At 59.0% G+C, this 17,733-nt stretch carries 18 protein-coding genes; 3 read left to right on the forward strand and 15 right to left on the reverse strand.

The annotated features are described in order from the left end of the window. Positions 1 to 43 precede the first annotated feature (43 nt). From AB4Z15_RS12090 to AB4Z15_RS12135, 10 genes are all read right to left on the reverse strand, one after another. The gene (locus AB4Z15_RS12090; protein WP_442017471.1) at positions 44 to 1,246 is read right to left on the reverse strand and encodes a M20 metallopeptidase family protein; all 1,203 of its coding nucleotides are present in this window, start codon (positions 1,244 to 1,246) and stop codon (positions 44 to 46) included. Next, positions 1,243 to 2,397, reverse strand: coding sequence for an amidohydrolase family protein (locus tag AB4Z15_RS12095; protein WP_442017472.1), 1,155 nt, complete (start codon positions 2,395 to 2,397; stop codon positions 1,243 to 1,245). Before AB4Z15_RS12095 ends, AB4Z15_RS12090 begins: the two co-directional genes overlap by 4 nt. Next, positions 2,387 to 3,685 carry a glutamine synthetase family protein gene (locus tag AB4Z15_RS12100; protein ID WP_442017473.1) on the reverse strand — a complete coding sequence of 433 codons (1,299 nt, stop codon included), beginning with the start codon at positions 3,683 to 3,685 and terminating at the stop codon, positions 2,387 to 2,389. The genes AB4Z15_RS12095 and AB4Z15_RS12100 overlap by 11 nt, the downstream gene beginning before the upstream one ends. Beyond that, on the reverse strand, positions 3,682 to 5,076 hold the full coding sequence (locus AB4Z15_RS12105; RefSeq protein ID WP_442017474.1) for a M20/M25/M40 family metallo-hydrolase: 1,395 nt from the start codon (positions 5,074 to 5,076) through the stop codon (positions 3,682 to 3,684). The genes AB4Z15_RS12100 and AB4Z15_RS12105 overlap by 4 nt, the downstream gene beginning before the upstream one ends. Then, positions 5,066 to 6,115: a branched-chain amino acid ABC transporter permease gene (locus AB4Z15_RS12110; RefSeq protein WP_442017475.1), complete on the reverse strand. Its 1,050-nt coding sequence runs from the start codon at positions 6,113 to 6,115 to the stop codon at positions 5,066 to 5,068. Before AB4Z15_RS12110 ends, AB4Z15_RS12105 begins: the two co-directional genes overlap by 11 nt. Further along, positions 6,115 to 6,984: a branched-chain amino acid ABC transporter permease gene (locus AB4Z15_RS12115; protein ID WP_442017476.1), complete on the reverse strand. Its 870-nt coding sequence runs from the start codon at positions 6,982 to 6,984 to the stop codon at positions 6,115 to 6,117. Before AB4Z15_RS12115 ends, AB4Z15_RS12110 begins: the two co-directional genes overlap by 1 nt. Continuing rightward, complete coding sequence (locus tag AB4Z15_RS12120) at positions 6,977 to 7,756, reverse strand: ABC transporter ATP-binding protein (protein ID WP_442017477.1); 780 nt, start codon at positions 7,754 to 7,756, stop codon at positions 6,977 to 6,979. Before AB4Z15_RS12120 ends, AB4Z15_RS12115 begins: the two co-directional genes overlap by 8 nt. Then, positions 7,753 to 8,511: an ABC transporter ATP-binding protein gene (locus AB4Z15_RS12125; protein WP_442017478.1), complete on the reverse strand. Its 759-nt coding sequence runs from the start codon at positions 8,509 to 8,511 to the stop codon at positions 7,753 to 7,755. Before AB4Z15_RS12125 ends, AB4Z15_RS12120 begins: the two co-directional genes overlap by 4 nt. Further along, a complete protein-coding gene (locus AB4Z15_RS12130; protein ID WP_442017479.1) occupies positions 8,508 to 9,725 on the reverse strand; it encodes an ABC transporter substrate-binding protein in 1,218 nt (405 codons plus the stop codon). Before AB4Z15_RS12130 ends, AB4Z15_RS12125 begins: the two co-directional genes overlap by 4 nt. Before the next feature lie 139 nt (positions 9,726 to 9,864). Then, positions 9,865 to 10,893 (reverse strand): ornithine cyclodeaminase, encoded by a 1,029-nt coding sequence (locus tag AB4Z15_RS12135; RefSeq protein ID WP_442017621.1) that lies wholly within the window; start codon positions 10,891 to 10,893, stop codon positions 9,865 to 9,867. Positions 10,894 to 11,190: 297 nt separating this feature from the next. Between AB4Z15_RS12135 and AB4Z15_RS12140 the strand changes: the two genes are divergently transcribed. The 3 genes from AB4Z15_RS12140 to AB4Z15_RS12150 are packed head-to-tail and all read left to right on the forward strand — an operon-like array spanning position 11,191 to position 13,264. Further along, positions 11,191 to 11,622, forward strand: a complete 432-nt coding sequence (locus AB4Z15_RS12140; RefSeq protein ID WP_442006043.1) for a LexA family protein — start codon at positions 11,191 to 11,193, stop codon at positions 11,620 to 11,622. Then, positions 11,615 to 12,913, forward strand: coding sequence for a Y-family DNA polymerase (locus AB4Z15_RS12145; protein ID WP_442017480.1), 1,299 nt, complete (start codon positions 11,615 to 11,617; stop codon positions 12,911 to 12,913). Before AB4Z15_RS12140 ends, AB4Z15_RS12145 begins: the two co-directional genes overlap by 8 nt. Positions 12,914 to 12,943: 30 nt before the next feature. Next, complete coding sequence (locus AB4Z15_RS12150) at positions 12,944 to 13,264, forward strand: hypothetical protein (protein WP_442017481.1); 321 nt, start codon at positions 12,944 to 12,946, stop codon at positions 13,262 to 13,264. A 107-nt stretch (positions 13,265 to 13,371) separates the two neighbouring features. Here AB4Z15_RS12150 and AB4Z15_RS12155 read toward each other — a convergent pair whose 3' ends face one another. The 5 genes from AB4Z15_RS12155 to AB4Z15_RS12175 all read right to left on the reverse strand — a co-directional run bounded on the left by AB4Z15_RS12155 (position 13,372) and on the right by AB4Z15_RS12175 (position 17,725). Beyond that, positions 13,372 to 13,890 carry a hypothetical protein gene (locus AB4Z15_RS12155; protein WP_442017482.1) on the reverse strand — a complete coding sequence of 173 codons (519 nt, stop codon included), beginning with the start codon at positions 13,888 to 13,890 and terminating at the stop codon, positions 13,372 to 13,374. A gap of 435 nt (positions 13,891 to 14,325) precedes the next feature. Beyond that, positions 14,326 to 15,960 carry an FG-GAP-like repeat-containing protein gene (locus tag AB4Z15_RS12160; protein ID WP_442017483.1) on the reverse strand — a complete coding sequence of 545 codons (1,635 nt, stop codon included), beginning with the start codon at positions 15,958 to 15,960 and terminating at the stop codon, positions 14,326 to 14,328. Positions 15,961 to 16,686: 726 nt separating this feature from the next. Then, positions 16,687 to 16,830, reverse strand: a complete 144-nt coding sequence (locus AB4Z15_RS12165) for a hypothetical protein (protein WP_442017484.1) — start codon at positions 16,828 to 16,830, stop codon at positions 16,687 to 16,689. A gap of 131 nt (positions 16,831 to 16,961) precedes the next feature. Then, entirely contained in the window at positions 16,962 to 17,306 is a 345-nt protein-coding gene (locus AB4Z15_RS12170) for a hypothetical protein (protein WP_442017485.1), read from the reverse strand. A gap of 107 nt (positions 17,307 to 17,413) precedes the next feature. Further along, entirely contained in the window at positions 17,414 to 17,725 is a 312-nt protein-coding gene (locus AB4Z15_RS12175; RefSeq protein ID WP_442017486.1) for a hypothetical protein, read from the reverse strand. Between the last annotated feature and the right edge of the window lie 8 nt (positions 17,726 to 17,733).

The following is a 17,733-nucleotide window of genomic DNA, read 5'->3' on the forward strand; positions in this document are numbered from 1 at the left end:
ATTCAATCAGGAAACCCAGAATGGCTTGAGCAGTAGCCTGCCATCAGCTTGTTGGAGCAGCGACCAGGGGCAGCTCGTGGGCGGGCAGTAACGTGCTGGCGGCGCCAACGTATCCAGCCAGCAGTGCATGCGCTACATCATGGACGTGAGAGTCGTCGGGCACGAAAGTGCTTGAGTGCAGCCGTTCCCCGGTTCCGCTGGTACCCACGAACATCATCAATGAAGGCATCCTTTCCGAAAAATACGAAAAATCGTCGGAGCCTGCCGACCTGAGATTGCTGTCCACTTCCAAGCCCAGAGCCAGCAGTAGAGGGGCAGTCGCCTTCACGATGTGCACATCATTTTCCAGGACGGGTTCGCCTTCGGTGACGCTGACTTCGCCGCTGCAGCCGTGCGCAGCAGCAACCAGGTGCACTGTCTCGGCAAGACGACGCAGCACTTCCTCCCTCACTGGGGTGGCCATGGTGCGGACAGTTCCCCGGGCGGCCGCGGTCCCCGGTATGACATTGGCCGCGCTACCAGCCTGAAGGGTCGCAATGGTGAGCACCACCGAGTCCATGGGATCCACGTTCCGGCTCACGATGTTTTGCAAAGAGACCACTACGTGGGATAGCGCCAGGACAGGATCCGCTGCAATGTGCGGGTAGGCAGCGTGGCCGCCCCTTCCACTGATGTTGATGATGAACTCGTCCGATGAGGCATTCACGGCCCCCGGCGTGCATGCCACTGTCCCTCCGGGTAGCAGCGGCTGAACATGGGCCGCGACTGTGGCACGCACGTCTTGCTCCGCCAGTATCCCTGTTGCGCAGATGTCCTTTGCCCCGGACGGGTACGTTTCTTCCCTGGGTTGCAAGACCAGTGCCACAGGAGCTGCACCGGGTGTTGAATGGAGAGCCCTCGCCAAGGCAACGACGGCAGCCAGATGGACATCATGCCCACAGGCGTGCATGACACCTGGCCTTTGGGAAGCCCAATCGACTTCGGAATCTTCCACCGCCGGCAGTGCATCCAGCTCAGCCCTGATAGCGATCGCCTTGCCGGGCCCGCCGATTCGCAATACTGCCCCCGTTCCGGCCACAAACTTGGTCTGCAGGTCGCCAGGCAAGGCATTCAAGACCAGATCCAGGGTCGGCCCTTCGGAACCGGATAAATCCGGCATGCTGTGCAATTTGTGGCGCAGTTCTATTGCCTGCGGAATTTCCTGGTCAATGCGTCTCCTGAGCACTTCAAACAGTTCAGAGTTCACTTCTCCCCCAGCTCATAGACGCGCACCGCGTTATCCCTTCCGACCATGTGAACCACTCGAATGGCATCCTCCTCAGCCCAGTCCCCATCACGAACCCAAGCCCCCAGGACCTTGCCCATTCCTTCGCGCCATAGTCGCGCCCCGAGATAATGGAGTTCCGGAGGCCCCCATGCGTCCGTTGAAAACAGGATTTTGGAGAACGGTGCCAACTCGAAAGACTCTTTGATCAGTTCCAGAGACTGAACGCCTGTGTAGTTGGTCCCAAGCCCGACATCAAAGTAGACGTGCGGGAACACCTGCGCAAGGTAGCCCGCGTGACGATGGAATGGGTAGCAGTGGAGAAGGAGTACGTCCACCTTCACTGATTCAATCAGCTTCAACCAGGGAACCAGCAGCAACGGGTCGCAACGGTCCAGACGCAAGTCGGGATCACCGTATCCAGTGTGCATTTGAATGGGCAGGCCACGGTCGACGCCGGACCAGAGAAAGAAGCGTAAAAGCACAGGATCCGAAACACGGAGCGAGTAGCCGGCTGCTACCAGACGGAGCCAGGAAGCGGCCGCTTTCACCACTTCTTCTTTGGAGGGCCTGATTGGATCAAAGTCGAACCCATGTCGGTAGGCGATGATGCTCTTGACTCCCACCGCGTTCTGGGTTGCCAGCGCAAGCCGGGCCGTATAAGCGTTAGCGAAATCGGCGGCTGATACGCCTTCCCACGCCAAAGACTCCGCTATGGATTCCAGTCTGACAACCTCACCTACCGTGGCTGAGCTGATGCGCTCCATCCCCGAAAGGCCATGGATTTGATCACCGCGATATCCAGTCTCGACCAGGAAATGACCTATCCCCGCAGACTTGAGCAGGCGTGAGGTTACTTCCGACGTCCCGAGCCCCACACGCCGTTCAAAGTACGCGTCGGCACTCGCATGTGCAGGAAGGCCCAACAACGGCGCACACCAACGACGAATCGCGAAGCCCAACTGCGAATCGAATTGCGTCATCCATTCAGGAATGGGCCTGTCCGACTCCGTCAGCAGTTCCTCCAGTGAGGACCGGTCAACGTCATCCTTCAACGCTCCATGGACATGGTGGTCCACCAAGGGGATTTCCTCGATGGTGGTCAGGAGATCTTCTACGGAATTAGTAGACATCAGATACCGCTTTGACTCGGGCAGCATCGTCGAGTGTGGCCACGTGGGCGAGCTCATGCCGCTTGACCGCCAAATAGGTTGCCAACAGATCAGGATGGAACCACGACGTCACGGTCTGGTCCTTTTCCAATGCCAGGAGCGCGTCCTGGAGTGTATGAGGCAGTTGAGGGACGTCGTTCAATTCAGCCGGGCCGGCCGACTCAGGGAAGATGTAAGGATTGGGGTACTCGTCACCGCCTACGATTCCGGCCAACCCTGCCCGGAGCAGGACACCAAGCGTGAGCCACGGGTTGGCGGTTGCATCGGCTGCCCTGTATTCAAGGTTGAACTGATGGTCCGGAGCCGATCCACCTGCGGAACTGGTTGGACAGATTCGTAGAAGAGCCTCCCTGTTTCGTTCTGCCAGGAATATTCCCCCTACGCTCCATCGATCCGGGGCCAGGCGCATGAAGGAAGCCGGGCTTGGGGCTGTCCAGGCCGTCAGCGCTTCGGCGTGACGCAGGATTCCTGCGCTGAATCTTGATCCGACTTCGGATAGGCGCGCCGGACGGGTGGCGTCGAACAGAACCGGAGTACCGCCGTCGTCGACCAAGCTAATGTGGACATGGACGCCGGTACCGGTACCGTTTGGTTCCTGAAGCGGTGCGAAGGAAGCTCTGAGGCCGCGTCGGATTGCCAAATCGCGGACCAATTCGCGCAAGAGTACCGCCCTGTCTGCCGCAGTGAGGGGGTCGCTCGGTTCCACCGTGATTTCAAACTGGTTCGCCCCGTATTCGGGCAACCAGTTCTCGGGTGCGAGACCACAATCCGTCAAGAGACGCAGCAGGTCCATTCCGAACGGATCGGCGTCCAGGTGCCTGCGCAAGGAAAACGGAGCCGATTGAGGCAGGCCCTCCACAACGAACTCGTGTTCGAACGTGGCGATAACGCGCAGGCCCGTTTGCTCTCGAAAGTCGTTGATGGCCCGGCGCAGGAAGGTCCTGGGACAGCAATCCCAGTCGGTTCCGTCAGGTTGTGTTTGGTCGGCGAGCAGAATCCTGAGTCCGGCCTCTTTGGGGCCATCGGCCACGGTGATTTCCGTGGCCTCGTCCGGCATAAGGCGCAGGTCGCCGGTTGAACCGAAGGCGCTGCCCGGCGCAATGCTGCCGAAAGCCGAAATGCCAAGGTTGGCCGGCACCCAGCCCAGTCCGGAGCGAAGGACAGAGCCGTAGGCTTCCCCGGGTGCGCCTCGTCCTTTGACCTGACCAGCGAGATCGCAGGTTGCAACGAAGATATCAGGGGTGTTCACGGGCGCCTCCGGCCGGTCGTGGGTGGATTGATGTTGGATTCAGTAGCCGAGACGCCGCAATAGTCCATTGCAGATAGGGCGTATGTCTTTACTGCGGTGATGATCTGGTGGATTGGCACGTACTCGTTTTCCGCGTGCGCGGTTCGGCCAACCCCGGGCCCGTAAACGAGCCCGTCAATACCTTGGGCATCCATCCATGTGAGATCACAGACACCGAGGAACCCCTCTTGTTTGGGAGGGGTGGCCAGGTCAAACCCGCCGACGGAATCACCGTGGGCCTTCATGACCGCGGGGATGAGCTCATGGCTGGCCGGCGCGGTGTACGGCGGCCATAGGAGCTTCCAGTCGAATTCGGGTCGGTGGGCGCTCAGCCAGGGATCGTTGGCACAAGCTTGACGCACGGTTCGTTCGATCTCGTCGATGACTTCCTCGTTGCTTCGCTCAGGATGATGGTAGACGCAGTATTCGACTGTGAGCGTGTCGGCGAGGAAGAACGGGACCAGGACGCCCTCCGGGTTTCCACGGATCACCCCGGGCAAGAGATTGAAGTAGCCCGGCTGGAACAGGGGGTGCCTGTCACGCCGCGCCCAAGTATCTTCCAACTGCCGCAAGGCGTGATAAATGATCCAGAACTTATCGATGGTATTAACGCCCAAAGCTTCGCCTTCAAGGGTTGGATGGATGGTAAGACCCCGCAGTCCGGAGTGCGCAGCTTTGCCGACAAGAGACAGTGAGAACCACAGCAGGCCCGGCGTGGTGGGAACCAGATTGGGGGCTGCGTCCGAGAAGTTCGACGGTTCGCAGACGATTGCGGCGTCGGCCCCGTATCCCGCCTGTAAGGCTGCCGTTGTACCCGAGAGGTGGTCACCGACTTCTTCTCCGACGACCGCCTGCAGTACGAGGTCTCCTTTGAGCCGGATACCTGCGCTGGCTAATGCGATGGCAGCATATGCCGTGGCGACTGTGCCGGCTTTGTTATCCGTAGCTCCCCTGCCATGAACCGCGTCATCGGTAATCAACCCGGAGAACGGCGCCTGGTCCCACAGACCTTCCCGGTTGGGCGGAACAACATCAACGTGCCCGTTGAGAAGCAGCGAGCGGCCACCGCCCGTTCCGCCAATCCGCCCGCAAGCATTGTCCCGGCCTTTCTCAACTGTGACGAGTTCCGTGGAGGCTCCTGCTTCGCGATGAAGATCGTTCATGAGCGCGCTCACCTCACCCTCACCGCCCACAAGCTTCTGGTAGTCCTGACCGGGATACTTGGGGTTTATGCTCGGGATCCTGACTGCGTCGGCGACGGACTGCACGATCCTGGGCGCCAGACGATCCACAGCGTCCAGGACCGCCTTTCGCTGGTTCTGCTCTGCCCGGGCAGTGGCATCAATGGACATGCGTGGTGTCCTCGACTTCCATAGTCTGGCGTGCGGAATCTCGTAGTGCTCTATGGGCGGATTTGTTCGGGCTTCTCGGAAGGAGCCTCCGTGCTCTGGTCCATAAGTCTTCAAGGAGCCCGGAAATGCCGCGTGGAAGGAAAATGAGAACCAGAAGGGTTCCAATGCCGATGATGATCGCACGCGCAGGCCCAAGGTCCGTGAGTTGGCGGTCGACGACGGTGACTATCAACGCCCCCAGGACCGGACCCCAGATGTGGCCGGTACCGCCGAGGAAGATCATGCTCAAGCCAAGGGTGACGAATCCGAAACTGAAGAGTGTGACGTCCGCAACGCGGAAGTATGCGACATACAGGGCTCCGGTGACACCGGCAACGGCTCCACTGAGGATGAAGGCCAGGAGATGCTGCCTTATGCGGTTCATTCCGCGGCTCACGGCAAGGTTTTCATTGTCGCGCAGCGCGATGAGGCTCTTGCCGAACGGGCTGCGCAGGATGGTCCGGAGCAGCGCCAGGAGCAGGACCACTGCCCCGCCGAGCAACCATAAATAGCCCAATCCCGAGTACTTTGCGAAGGAAAAATCTCCTAAGCTCAGGGCAGGTACGCCTGTCAGTCCGCTGGATCCGCCGGTGATTCCGGGAATGGCCAACACCAGGTAGTAGCAGAGCTGCACGAAGACGAAGGTGATCAGTGCGATGTAAATGCCTCGCATGCGTATCACCGGGATATAGGCCAGGGCACCAGCCAGCCCACCGGCAACGGCTGCCAGTATGAGCCCAAGCCATGGATTCATATCCCATGTCACTGTGGCAACGGCCATCGTGTATCCACCGACACCGAAGAATCCAACGTGGGCGAAGTTGAAGATACCGCCGATACCCAGCGTCAGATTCCAGCTGGCAGCGAGCAGGGCGTAAATGAGCGCTGTCGCGGCCAGCAGGCGTGCAGAGCCGCTGATGACGACATATGGCAGCAAGGCGGCGGCAAGCAAGAGCAACGGCCACGTCGCGAAGCGCTTGAGGAATCCAAGAATGTTCATCAAGAACGTCCTTTCACTAGACCTTGGGGGCGGACCAGCATGATGAGGACCAGCACGAGGAATACGGCTACAGGGCTCCATTGCAGACCGAGCCAGTACGTTGTGCCCGCCTCCAACAGGCCTATGGTGAAGGCGCCGACCAAGGTTCCCCACAAAGTCGCCGACCCGCCGAAGACCAGGACGACAAAGGCAGTCAGCAGGGGTTCAAAGCCCTTGGTGGGCGTAATGGTGGTGGTCGTTCCGTAGACGAAGGCAGCGGCGCAGGCCAGAATTGACGCCACCGCAAATACGCCGGCGTATATGCGCGCTGGCCTGATTCCGACGAGCATTGCCATGTCCCGGTTTTGTTCCACTGCCCGGACGGCCATCCCCCACTTCGTCTTGCGCAGCAACGTAATCAGTCCTACGACTAGAACTAATGCCAGGGCCAGGGCAATGAGGGTGGAGCTTGCGATTTTTACGTCGCCCAAGGCAAATGTTGAGGTGCTCACGGCCTTTATCTGCTTGTTCTGCGGTCCCCAGATTAGTTGTGCAGCACCTTCGACGGCGTTGGCGATGGCGAGGGTGGAAACCATGACCAAGAGAGTTCCGTTTGCCCTGCTGATGAACGGCCGGACCGCGACGAGGTCCAGGAGCATACCCAGGAAGGCCAGCAAGGGAATCGCAGCGGCGAAAGCAAGGAGAACCGGGAGCCCGACCTTCTCTGAGAACGTCCAGATGAAGTACGCGCCCAGCAGCAGGAGCGCGCCGTGAGCGTAGTTGAAGACTCCTAGTGTGGACCAAATGAGGGACAGTCCGCTGGCCATCAACGAGTAGAGCGACCCAAGCACGAGAGCTGAGACGAGGATGGAAAGGAGCGCGTCAAACATGTCTGTCTCCCTCAATGTTGTTGGTGGCGGATGACGCGCGGGAACCGACGTACATATCCATGACTTCCTCGTGGCTGGGCTTGATGTCGGTGGTTCCGCTGGAGGCGATCCGCCCGAGCTCCACAAGATGCCAACGGTCCGTGAGTTCGAAGAGGAACTCAATATCGCCGTCGGCGACTATCAGCGACAGACCCAGTCGGCGGACTTCGTGGAGTGTGTCAAGGATTTCGTACCGGATCTTGGGTGCCAGCCCGAGAGTTGGTTCATCCAGCACCAGAAGCTTGGGCTTGGCCATAAGGCCCATTCCGATGGCCACCATTTGGCGTTCGCCTCCTGACAACGTGCCCACAAGTTGTCCTCGGCGTTGCTGGAGCTTGGGAAAGAGTCGCTGGATCATTTCCAGAGTCTCTTCCCGCTGGCCCCTCGCTGCCGGGATCGCGCCTGCCAACGCCAGGTTCTCCCTGACGGTGAGCCTCGGAAAGAGCTGATTGCCTTGGGGCACATGCATCATTCCGTGATTGACTACCGTATAGGCAGGCATGCCGGTGATATCGCTGCCATCGAAGACAACCTGACCTGACGAGATCCTGCCCAGGCCCGAGATGGCGCGCAGGGCGGTCGTCTTTCCATGTCCGTTTGGACCCAACAGGGCCAGAGCTTCACCCGGGAGAACCTCGATGGAAAGTGATCGGACCACAGGCAGGCGGCCATATCCCGCCTCCAGGTCACTGACTCGGAGCAGGGGGCTAACGGTCTGCTGATCGGTGTTCATGCTGCGGCCTTCCCCAGATATGCCTCCATCACCCGCGGATCCGAAAGAACGGCGTCGGGGGTTCCTTCAACCAGGACTTCGCCGGCCGACATGATGACCATCCTTTTGGCCAGGTCGCGAATGAGACTGAGCACGTGCTCAATGATCAGCAGTGTCAGGCCGCCTTTCTGAAGTTCTCGCAACAGCAGGATCAGTTCAGCCTGATCTTCATCGTTGAGGCCTCCAGCTGGTTCATCCAGCATCAAGAGCCGCGGCTGTGAGACGAGGGCGCTGGCTATCATCAGCTTCTTTTTTGCGAGCAAGGGTATGTCCGCCGCCCGATCATCCCTGTACCTGGTGATTCCGACGGTCTCCAAAGCAGCTTGCACGTCCCCTTTGCTTCGCTGGCGCCCGCCGAGGTACTGGTTGGCCACTGCAATGTTGTCCGAAACGCTCAACGAGGGGAACAGCTGTTCCGACTGGAAGGTTCGACGCATTCCCGAGCGAGCGATCCGGTGCGCGGGAAGCCTGTCAATCCGTACGCCGTCGAAGACAACCTCTCCGTCCGTCGGACCGAACGGCACCCCGGAGATCAGGTTGAAGAGAGTACTTTTTCCGGCGCCATTAGGACCGGCAATCCCCAGAATCTCCCCCTCGTCAACATTGAGCGTGACGTTGTCCACGGCCACGAATCCCCCGAAGCGCCGACTGACCCGTCGTACTTCCAGGAGGTGCCCTGTAGACGTGCTGGGGGCAGGTGACTTGGCGATCCTCATTTCATCCACTCGGGCCTCTGGAACTTGCCGTCGGCGAACTCTTCGGGAGCGATGTTCAGGCGTTTGCCGTTTTGGATTTGGTAGTACGTCATCGGGATACCGTCCTTGCCGGCTACGGCCAGATGGGTTGTGGGATCAAAATGGACACGCCCGAGGGTGGTTTGTTTGTCCAGCTTGCCCAATGCAGCTCCCACTTCCTCTCGTTTTTTAGGATCCCCGACTTCCTTGACGGCGTCGGCCCACAGATAGACCTGTTCATAAAGGCCATAGCTATAAAGGCTCGGTTCGTTCTGGTAAGCCCCCGTAAGCTTCCGGGTAAGGTCCCTGGTTTCCGGCAATGCCGGCAATGGGGCAAACGGCAGGTTGTAAAGCACGCCATCAGCGTTCTTCCCTGCAAGCTCAGTGAACTCCGGGACGCTCGGGGCATACTGCGAAAACACCAATGACTGCGTGGGATTCTGGCGGAATTGAGTGAGGAATTTTGATGCATTTGCAGTCAAGTAGTCGAGGTTAATGATCACAGCCGGATCGACCTGCCGGATTTTGGTAATTTGCGTCGTCCAGTCGTCCACTTCCCCAAAGGGAACAGTGTCAGGGCCGGTGACCTCCCAGCCTTTTGCCTTGAAGTTCTTGTCCAGGCCAGACGCGATGCCATTGGAATATGCGTTGTCGCTGGAGATGATGTAAACCTTGCGATTAGTCAGTGGGAACGTGCCATCGGCGTTCCAGGCATCCAGTTGTTCAGGGATTCCAGTGCTATAGCCCTCGTATGAAGGGGCAAGGGACCAAACACCTGGGTACCTCTCGGGGTTCTTGGCAATAATGTCCTGCGTTTGGGCGCTGTTGCCGCTGAGCAGGTAGGGAATTCCAGCTTCTGCGAGCTGATCGATTTCGAAGTTGGTAGTGCTGGCGTAGCCGGTGACCACTGCCGCAACATCGGGGTCTGAGGTCAATTGCGTCACAGCAGACGAGACCGCATCCGACTTCTGGTCCCGTACGTCAAGGGCTTTGAGTTCAACCTTCCTGCCATCGATGCCGCCTTTGGCATTGATTTCGTCGACCGCGAGCTGTGCACCCTGTTCCATGAGCTTGCCATCGGCAGCAGCCACACCTGTGAGTGGGGCCAATAGACCGAGCGTGATGGCATCTCCGGATGTCCCGGAGTCACCACCTTCGCCGGTGGGAACGGTACAACTCACCATCGAAATGGCCATGAGTGCAGCTGCTGATAGAAGAAGGGAAGAACGTAAGTGGGGCTTGATTGAGGTGGACATAGCGCTCCGTGGGAGATGGGGATTTTGGTCCGGGTTGGGGAGTCATAGCTGGAAGCATTTGGTGGATGGAGTCAGTCGCCTAACCAACGGGTGATAAGGCACCGACAAGACCGAACAGGTCTTTGGGGTCGTCGGGATTGGCAACGAGGTCGATGTCTTCAAAGAACTCGGAACCATCCACGGAGTCCCGCACATAACGCAGGGCTGCGAAGTCTTCCACAGCAAATCCGACGGAATCGAAGATAGTGATTTGATCTTCTGATGTGCGCCCGGGTGCGGCGCCAAGGAGGACCTTCCAGAATTCGGTAACGGCGAAATCGGCTGGCATCTGCTGGATTTCACCTTCGATCCGCGTCTGGCTCTCGTACTCGACAAAGACGTCACCGATTTCCAGGATCAACGGATCCAGTTCCGTCTTTCCGGGGCAATCTCCACCGATGGCGTTGAGATGGACGCCAGGAGCAATGTGCTGAACGCTGAGGATCGTGGCCTGGGCCTTGTCTGCCGTGCACGTCGTGATGACATCGGCGCCCTGAACGGCTTCCAGAGCAGATGAAGCCATGTCTATTTCGAATCCAAGCGGAACCATGTTTCGGATGAACTTCTGCACTGCGGCGGGATCGGTGTCCCAAACCCGCAGCTTCGCAACGCCCAAAGCCGTTCTCATGGCAAGTGCCTGGAATTCAGCCTGGCTGCCGGTTCCAATCATGGCCATGACCCTGGAATCCGGTCGAGCCAGTGCCTTCGCAACCATGGCGGACGTGGCGGCGGTGCGCAGCGCGGTAAGGATCGTCATTTCTGCAAGGAACGTTGGATAGCCGTTCTGGACATCTGCGAGGACGCCGAATGCCGTGACGGTTTGGTAGCCGCGTGCAGGATTGGAAGGGTGCCCGTTCACATATTTGAATCCGTAGGTCTCATGATCGCTGGTGGGCATGAGTTCTATAACGCCGTACGGGGTATGACTCGCTACCCGGGGCGTCTTATCGAACCGCGCCCATCGGCGGAAGTCTTCCTCCATGTAGTGGATCAGATCTTTGATGATCGTCTCCGGACCCTGGGATCTGACCCAGCTGATCATGTTGTGTACATCAACAAAGCGCGTCATCTGCGCTCCCTTCTTGTTGGTGCCGCTCGCGTCCTCGGGAACGGCTGATTCCATGATGCGTTACAAACAAACCAAAGTCAGTAGTTTTGAAGAATTTGTTACATTTCTTTCAGAATCTGTCTGTCAGAGACGGGTGTCGCGCTTCCTGGTCAACGACGGCGTGGACGGTCACCTCCAGCTGGCCGGTCACTCACCTCCCGGATCAACGGACACCCGCTGCAACGTGGTGGGTGCTTACTATGTCGCAGCTCGGCAGTACACTGAACTATCGAACATATATTCGAATAAAGGTGTGTTGTGGGCGTGATAGTTGGCCCCCGCGTGATAGATGCGGGACTCTCTCTGGTGAAGGTGTTGCTGGCACCCGTTGCGGTGGCAGCGGGCTACCCCTCGCCGGCCCAGGACTACTTCGACGGGCGGATCGATCTAAACGAACACCTGATCAAGGACGTGACCAGCACCTTTATCGTCAGGGTCACCGGCCAGTCCATGGAGCAGGCCGGAATCAGCGACGGCGACGAGCTGATCGTCAACCGCGCACTGGAACCCAAGGACGGTTCCGTGGTCGTGGCTGTACTTGATGGCGAGCTGACCATCAAGCGGCTGAGGATCACCGCCCACGGTGTCATCCTGCAGGCCGACAACCCGGACTTCCCCGATATCAAGGTTCCAGCGCTCTCGGACCTGACAATCTGGGGCGTCGCGACACGGTGTCTGCATTATGTCTAAGCCCGCGGTCATGCGCCGCATGCAGGAGATAGCGCACGTGGACGTGAACTGCTTCTACGCCTCAGCCGAGCGTGTCTTTAATCCGGCGTTGGAGGGTAGACCCCTCGTTGTGCTCTCCAACAACGATGGCTGCGCAGTAACCCGCTCTCCGGAAGCCAAGAAGCTCGGCGTTCCCATGGGTGAGCCGTGGTTCAAGCTCAGGCCCCGGGCCAAGGAATGGGGACTGGTGGCCCTGTCCAGCAACTACGAGTTGTATGGGGACATTTCTGCCCGGGTGATGGAGCTGCTGGGCCGCTACTCAGCCTGGCTGGAGGTGTACTCGATCGATGAGGCGTTCCTAGGCGTCAAAGGCGAGCCCGATGAGCTGCTGGCCCTGGGCCGGACGATAAAAGCCGCCTGTCGACGCCATGTCGGCGTGCCAGTGTGCGTGGGCATCGCACCCACAAAGACCCTGGCCAAACTTTGCAACAAATGGGCCAAGAACAACCCCGCCTTCGACGGCGTCTGCCGCTGGGAGTCTGTGCCCGTGGATCAGCGCGAAGCGCTGATGGCGAAACTGTCGGTCATTGAAATCTGGGGCGTGGCCACACGGCTGACCAAGCGCCTGAACGCGATGGGTATCTTCTCGATCCTGGACCTCACCCGGGTTAACCCAGTGGCGATCCGCGACAAGTTCTCCATCGTCATGATGCGTACGGTGCTGGAGTTGCAGGGAACACCCTGCATTCCGATGGAGGAAGAGCGCATCGGCCGGGACCAGCTGATCTTCTCGCGCTCGTTTTCGACGCCCATCACGACGACGGCCGGCTTGCGGCAGGTCATGAGCGTCTACGCACAGATGGCCAGTGCCCGTCTGGCCAAACACGACCTCCAGGCCAAAGTGCTGACTGCGTTTGCTGCGACGTCGCACTTCAATCCGAACGAAAAGTCTTTCCCCTCTGTATGTGTAGCACTGCCGATGCCCACTGCGGATCCTGTGTTGCTGACCAGGGCAGCCTACGCCCTGCTCCCCCAGGTCAACGAGGGCGTGAAGTATGTTCGCGCCGGGATCATGGTCACGGACCTCCGGCCGACCGGGAACCAGAAACCCTTGGAACTGTTCGAGAACCCGCACGAAGAACGCGGCATCGGGACCCTGCTGGAGGACGTGGCCAAACGCTACGGCCGCCGCGCTATTGGACTGGGCCACGCCGGGATCAAAGGCGGCCCGGACTGGACCATGAAACGCGACATGCTCTCCCCCAGATACACCACCCACTGGGACGAGCTCCCCCTCGTCAAAGCCGCCTGACCGGCAGCTCACGAAATTGAAAGGAACACCATGACCATTGCGCCTGAAACACCCACCACCAGCCACGAAGTCGCTATCCGGTTCAGCCCCGACGGAACACCCCTGGCCATCAGGTACGACGGCCGGATCTGGATGGTCGACCCCGAGGTGCATACAGCACACTGGTTCACCAGAGAGGCCTGGTGGGAAACACGGCAGCGCGTAGCCGCCGGTACCGGCGACGTCGTCAGCGTTGAGTACTGGCAAGTGCAGGCCCGCCCCTCTGGAACCCATGCAGAGCTACGTACGTTCACGCTTCGCCGCGAGCCCCTGGCCACCGTGTGGCAACTCGAATCCATCAGCTGGTGCTAGATGACATTTACCGCCAGCCCGTCCCGGACCAGCTCTGGGAACGAATCCGGAACGAGTTCAAGCTACCAAGCCTGGAACAAGTCCGTGAGACACGCTGCCCTCAAGAATCAGGACATCTTCGGCCCAAGTTCCGTTGGATGGACGACAACGCCAACAGGACCAATCCCAGGCTGCGCCCGAGGCAGACGGCCAGCACGCTCCATAAATTCATTGGCGTCTGCCAGCGCAGCTTTTAGGCGATCGCCCTTTTGTTCTATCGCGACGACGAAAGGGACATCTACGGTGCGCCAACGATCGAGGATATTGGGAAACATTGATATGAAGTCACCCGCGATGGGTGAGGAATCATTGGCCCCGCGAACGGATACCAAGTAGCCTTGTGCGCTCCCAAACCATTCAAGGTCCGAGATCAGGTCAATTGCTGCATCGAGTCCTGCGGTCCTGTGAGGGTACATAAACTCTGTTTCGAGGTACTGGCAGAGGGCTGTAACGTCCGAAAGTCCCGAGAGGTCAAGTTCGAAAACCATCATGCCGAGTAGACGCGCGTCAGCTTTGAGTTCATCAAGCTGAGAACCAGCAACCCCCAGATGAACGGCATACTGTTTGCTGATTTCGTCGATTTTCACGTGCCTACCTGATCTGAACCGGTGGATTTATGTGGTCCCAATAATAGATCCGATCTCACCGCTAGGACGCCCCTACACCCAAGACCGTTTGGGACGGTCTGATGTGGGGTCCACATTCGTACTTCCGAAGGAGGTACTTACGGTCATTATCTGGATCGCCCGTTTAAATGATCAATTCCCAAGAACCATTCTCCTCAATTATGAACAATTGATTCGACGTACGAAGCTCGATGCTCCTGGCTCGAACATAGGCAGTGCCTACGCCGGTTTCCTTACCTTGCAGCTCCGCGACCGATAACTACACTTTTCTGTCACTTCAGGAAATAGCCATTCTGCAAGCATCCCAACACCATTGGATTGGGCGCTCATGCGCCCTGACCATTCCACTATCGCTTGCCTACGTCCGGACAGGTTCGGGGAATGTAACGGGTGGCCCTAGACAATGGGGCTCATGACGTTCCAGCCCTGACCTACTTGGACTCGTGGCATCCAGCCGTAGTCACCGGCTTCCGGATAAAGCCACAGCAAGCCCTCATTGTCCCTTGCGAGCACGTCCGGCCTACCGTCACCAGTGAAGTCACCGGGTGCGGTGATGGCGCTCATGACGTTCCAGCCCTGCCCTGACTGGAACCGTGGAAGCCAACCTCCGGCGCCGTCGCCGGGGTACACCCACAGCAGCCCTGCTGAATCCCTGGCCAGGACATCAGGCTCCTCATCCGCGTTCAGGTCACCGGCGCCAAGGACCGTCGTCATGCCGTTCCAGCCCTGACCAACCTTGATCCTGGAGAACCAGCCGCCGGTCCCGTCGCCTGGATATAGCCACAGCACACCCCCGGGGTCCCGCGCCAGGACGTCAGGGAAGCCATCGCCGTCGAAGTCCCCCGCACCTAAAAGGGCCGTCATCGACTGCCAGCCTTGCCCGACTTGAATGCGTGGAAGCCAGCCGCCATCCCCATCCCCCGGGTATAACCACAGCAACCCGGCGGTGTCCCGGGCCAGCACGTCGGCTCGGCCGTCGGTGTTGAAGTCACCACCGGCGATGATGGTTGTCATGGCGTTCCATCCCTGGCCAACACGTTCTGGGGCAAGCCAGCCGCTGGAACCATTCGTCGGGTACAGCCAGAGGGCGCCATTACCGTCACGAGCCAGCACATCGGTACGCCCATCGGAGGTGAAGTCCCGATTGGAAGGGTCCCGGATGACAGCCACTGCGCCGACCGGCGAGGGGACATAGACAGAGTGTGATACCGGGTCCACCTCGGGTCGACCGGGTTTGTGGAACGAGACGCTAGAGGACACCGCGCTGCCATGAATTACGGACACCAGGTGGGGACCGGGACTTGTGACGTACGCGGTGTGGGTTGATGAATCCACCGCAACGTCCCGGGGAAACAAGGGAACATCAATCGTGCGCACCACCGCGCCGCCGTTGATCACCACGACTTTCCTGAGGAACTCAGCCGGCACATAGACGTCATGGGTTACCGAATCGACAGCGATTGACCAACCACTGGCGGCCGGGATGGTTTTCGTGACGACGCCATCGACAATGACCGAAACCGCGGCCTTGGAATAGTTCCCTGCATACACTGCGTGCGTGGAGGTGTCCACGGCGATCGACCACACGTATCCTTCATCCTTCAAGGCAATCGTGCCAGTGACTTTATCGCCCTCGATGACTGTCACACCCGCCATTCCGTTGGCGATGTAGACCTTTCCGGTACCGGGGTCCAGTGCCAGATCCTGAGACCCCTCAGGAACCGGAATGGTGGCCGTCACTGTCGTCCCGTCGATGACCGCCACAGTGTTGTGTGTTGAGTCGAGCGCGTACAGCGTGTGCGTCAGAGGGTTTACCGACATAGTCCCCGCAACCACGGCAATCTTGCCCACCGTGACGCCGTCCTTCACAACGGAGATAGCTCCATCGGCCGCCACAAAGAGAGTCCGTGTCGTCGGGTCATAGGCAACCGCGTACGCGGAGTCCCCAACCTCGAGCCAGTCGCTCACCTCCGGAGCTGCCACCGCAAGATTACTGCCCCCAGCAGCAGCGACAGAGAAAGAGAGGGTCATAACCAGAGCAATGCCAATACGACCCAGATGCCTAGCCAACATCACGCGACATCATTCCCCCAAGGATTTCGCACCAATTCATCCTGCTCAGACAATATGTCCAGACCCGCTTTGCGGCAAGCTGTTTGGACACGCATCGGGGAATTATGGGTGCCTACGGGCGGCAAAGTGATGGTCGGTCCACCAGGGAGACCGCTGCCCGGAAGACAAGGCACGCGTTGACGACCATTAACGCAGACCACGCCACAAGCCAGGGGGTCGCCCCGCCGCGCTTCACTGCAGTCGTCGTTACCTCTGCTTTATCCGTGCCCTTCCCTTGGTATTGCATGCGGGCCGATGGACAACTTCTGGTGTAACGGGAGCCCTCATCGGACGCATGTTCACGATGCTTTCCTATTGGCACCCTGAAGAGGTCTGACCACCGCGATAGGAGGGCCCTGCAAAGGATGCGTTCGCGGGCAGCTGAACCGATACCGGCGCGGTCATCGTCGCAAGATCCAGTCCATCGGGTATGCGAGTTCCTCGAGACTTAGAAGCAGTGGTTCGGGAGGGAGCGCAAAGACAAAGAGCTCAAAGTCGCCTCCGCGGATGTGGATCCGCTTAGAGAACAATCCGCGAGTGGTGAAGACCTCGATGACCTGTTCCCAGCGGAATTGCCATGGCCCGAAGATGCGCCGACGACCGAACCGAAAGCGAAAGTTGAGATCCTCCTGCGTTGCGGTTAGTTCAACGAGCGGCGCACTTGACTGGAGTGTTGGCTATGTCGATCAGCTTCGGGTAGTCGGCACCTCCGGCAACCTCGGTGACCTTCGCCATCTCTGCATGTACGACATAGTCCTCAAAGAGGCTCCAGGCCGACTCTTTCCTCACTGTTCAGAGTTTCCGGCGGCGATTCCGGCATATGTGCATGCGATCAGCAGTGAGCTGGCCGCATGCTGAGGCGTATCTCGCTCGAACGATGCACACCCTGTCCTCGTCGCGTGTTTCTAACGAGAGCCTGGTCATCGACTCGATGGAACCGCGCGGATTCCCCCGCGTTCCTTCACTAGAGTGTTCTCGCCCTCTTTCGCCGTTATGACTGCCTCCAGCAAGTGCACGTTGAATAATCGCAAGGAGGCTTCCTCGACAGTAGCCTCGGGCCATAAAGCATTCCTGTCCGACTCACGCACTTGTATTTGATTCCACAAATCTTCCGGTTCGATCGGCATTGTGAACTGCCGGGAAACGCCTCGGTCATCTGTGAAGACAACTTCGAATTGCCGCTCGGACTCATTGAACGTCGCTTCCAACTCGCTATCGTTCATTTTGGCCAGCAGCGCGGCGAGATGTTCGATGGATGTGTTCATCAGGTCCGATCTAACTAATGCGCAGGTTATGCCGTGATCAGCACGTAGTTACAGAGTCCACGGTGAAGCGTCCATCTGAGCAGTTACTAAAGGCTCTTACTCTTACGCTAAGGCGCCATGTGTGGCCGTGAGGGTGAAGCCTGATCTCTGGAACCAACTTTGGCCCACCTATACGCCGCTACTGCGAAGGCACTCCCAACAACGGGGCCAGTGACAGCAGCCGCCACCCAGCGATCGTACGTCAGCGGAAAAAGAGTGTAGTACGTATAAATGAGCGCGCCGGTCATCAGCATTGCGACGATACCAGCCACCAGAGACCAGACTGTTGGGGGCATCACCTTCGGGAGTCGAAGCAGGACGACGAGCACTGCAGCTGCAACGACTAAGCCCAGAATCACCATGGTAGGTACCTCGAACACGAAAAGAT

Source organism: Paenarthrobacter sp. 2TAF44, assembly GCF_052114885.1.
GTDB lineage: Bacteria > Actinomycetota > Actinomycetes > Actinomycetales > Micrococcaceae > Arthrobacter.

Bases quoted from the DNA above. Each gene is read 5' to 3' on its own strand.
- AB4Z15_RS12095 (WP_442017472.1), bottom strand. From the start codon at position 2,397: ATGTCTACTAATTCCGTAGAAGATCTCCTGACCACCATCGAGGAAATC.
- AB4Z15_RS12110 (WP_442017475.1), bottom strand. From the start codon at position 6,115: ATGAACATTCTTGGATTCCTCAAGCGCTTCGCGACGTGGCCGTTGCTC.
- AB4Z15_RS12120 (WP_442017477.1), bottom strand. From the start codon at position 7,756: ATGAACACCGATCAGCAGACCGTTAGCCCCCTGCTCCGAGTCAGTGAC.
- AB4Z15_RS12135 (WP_442017621.1), bottom strand. From the start codon at position 10,893: ATGACGCGCTTTGTTGATGTACACAACATGATCAGCTGGGTCAGATCC.
- AB4Z15_RS12125 (WP_442017478.1), bottom strand. From the start codon at position 8,511: ATGAGGATCGCCAAGTCACCTGCCCCCAGCACGTCTACAGGGCACCTC.
- AB4Z15_RS12150 (WP_442017481.1), top strand. From the start codon at position 12,944: ATGACCATTGCGCCTGAAACACCCACCACCAGCCACGAAGTCGCTATC.
- AB4Z15_RS12160 (WP_442017483.1), bottom strand. From the start codon at position 15,960: ATGACCCTCTCTTTCTCTGTCGCTGCTGCTGGGGGCAGTAATCTTGCG.
- AB4Z15_RS12145 (WP_442017480.1), top strand. From the start codon at position 11,615: ATGTCTAAGCCCGCGGTCATGCGCCGCATGCAGGAGATAGCGCACGTG.
- AB4Z15_RS12170 (WP_442017485.1), bottom strand. From the start codon at position 17,306: ATGAACACATCCATCGAACATCTCGCCGCGCTGCTGGCCAAAATGAAC.
- AB4Z15_RS12105 (WP_442017474.1), bottom strand. From the start codon at position 5,076: ATGTCCATTGATGCCACTGCCCGGGCAGAGCAGAACCAGCGAAAGGCG.
- AB4Z15_RS12115 (WP_442017476.1), bottom strand. From the start codon at position 6,984: ATGTTTGACGCGCTCCTTTCCATCCTCGTCTCAGCTCTCGTGCTTGGG.
- AB4Z15_RS12130 (WP_442017479.1), bottom strand. From the start codon at position 9,725: ATGGCCATTTCGATGGTGAGTTGTACCGTTCCCACCGGCGAAGGTGGT.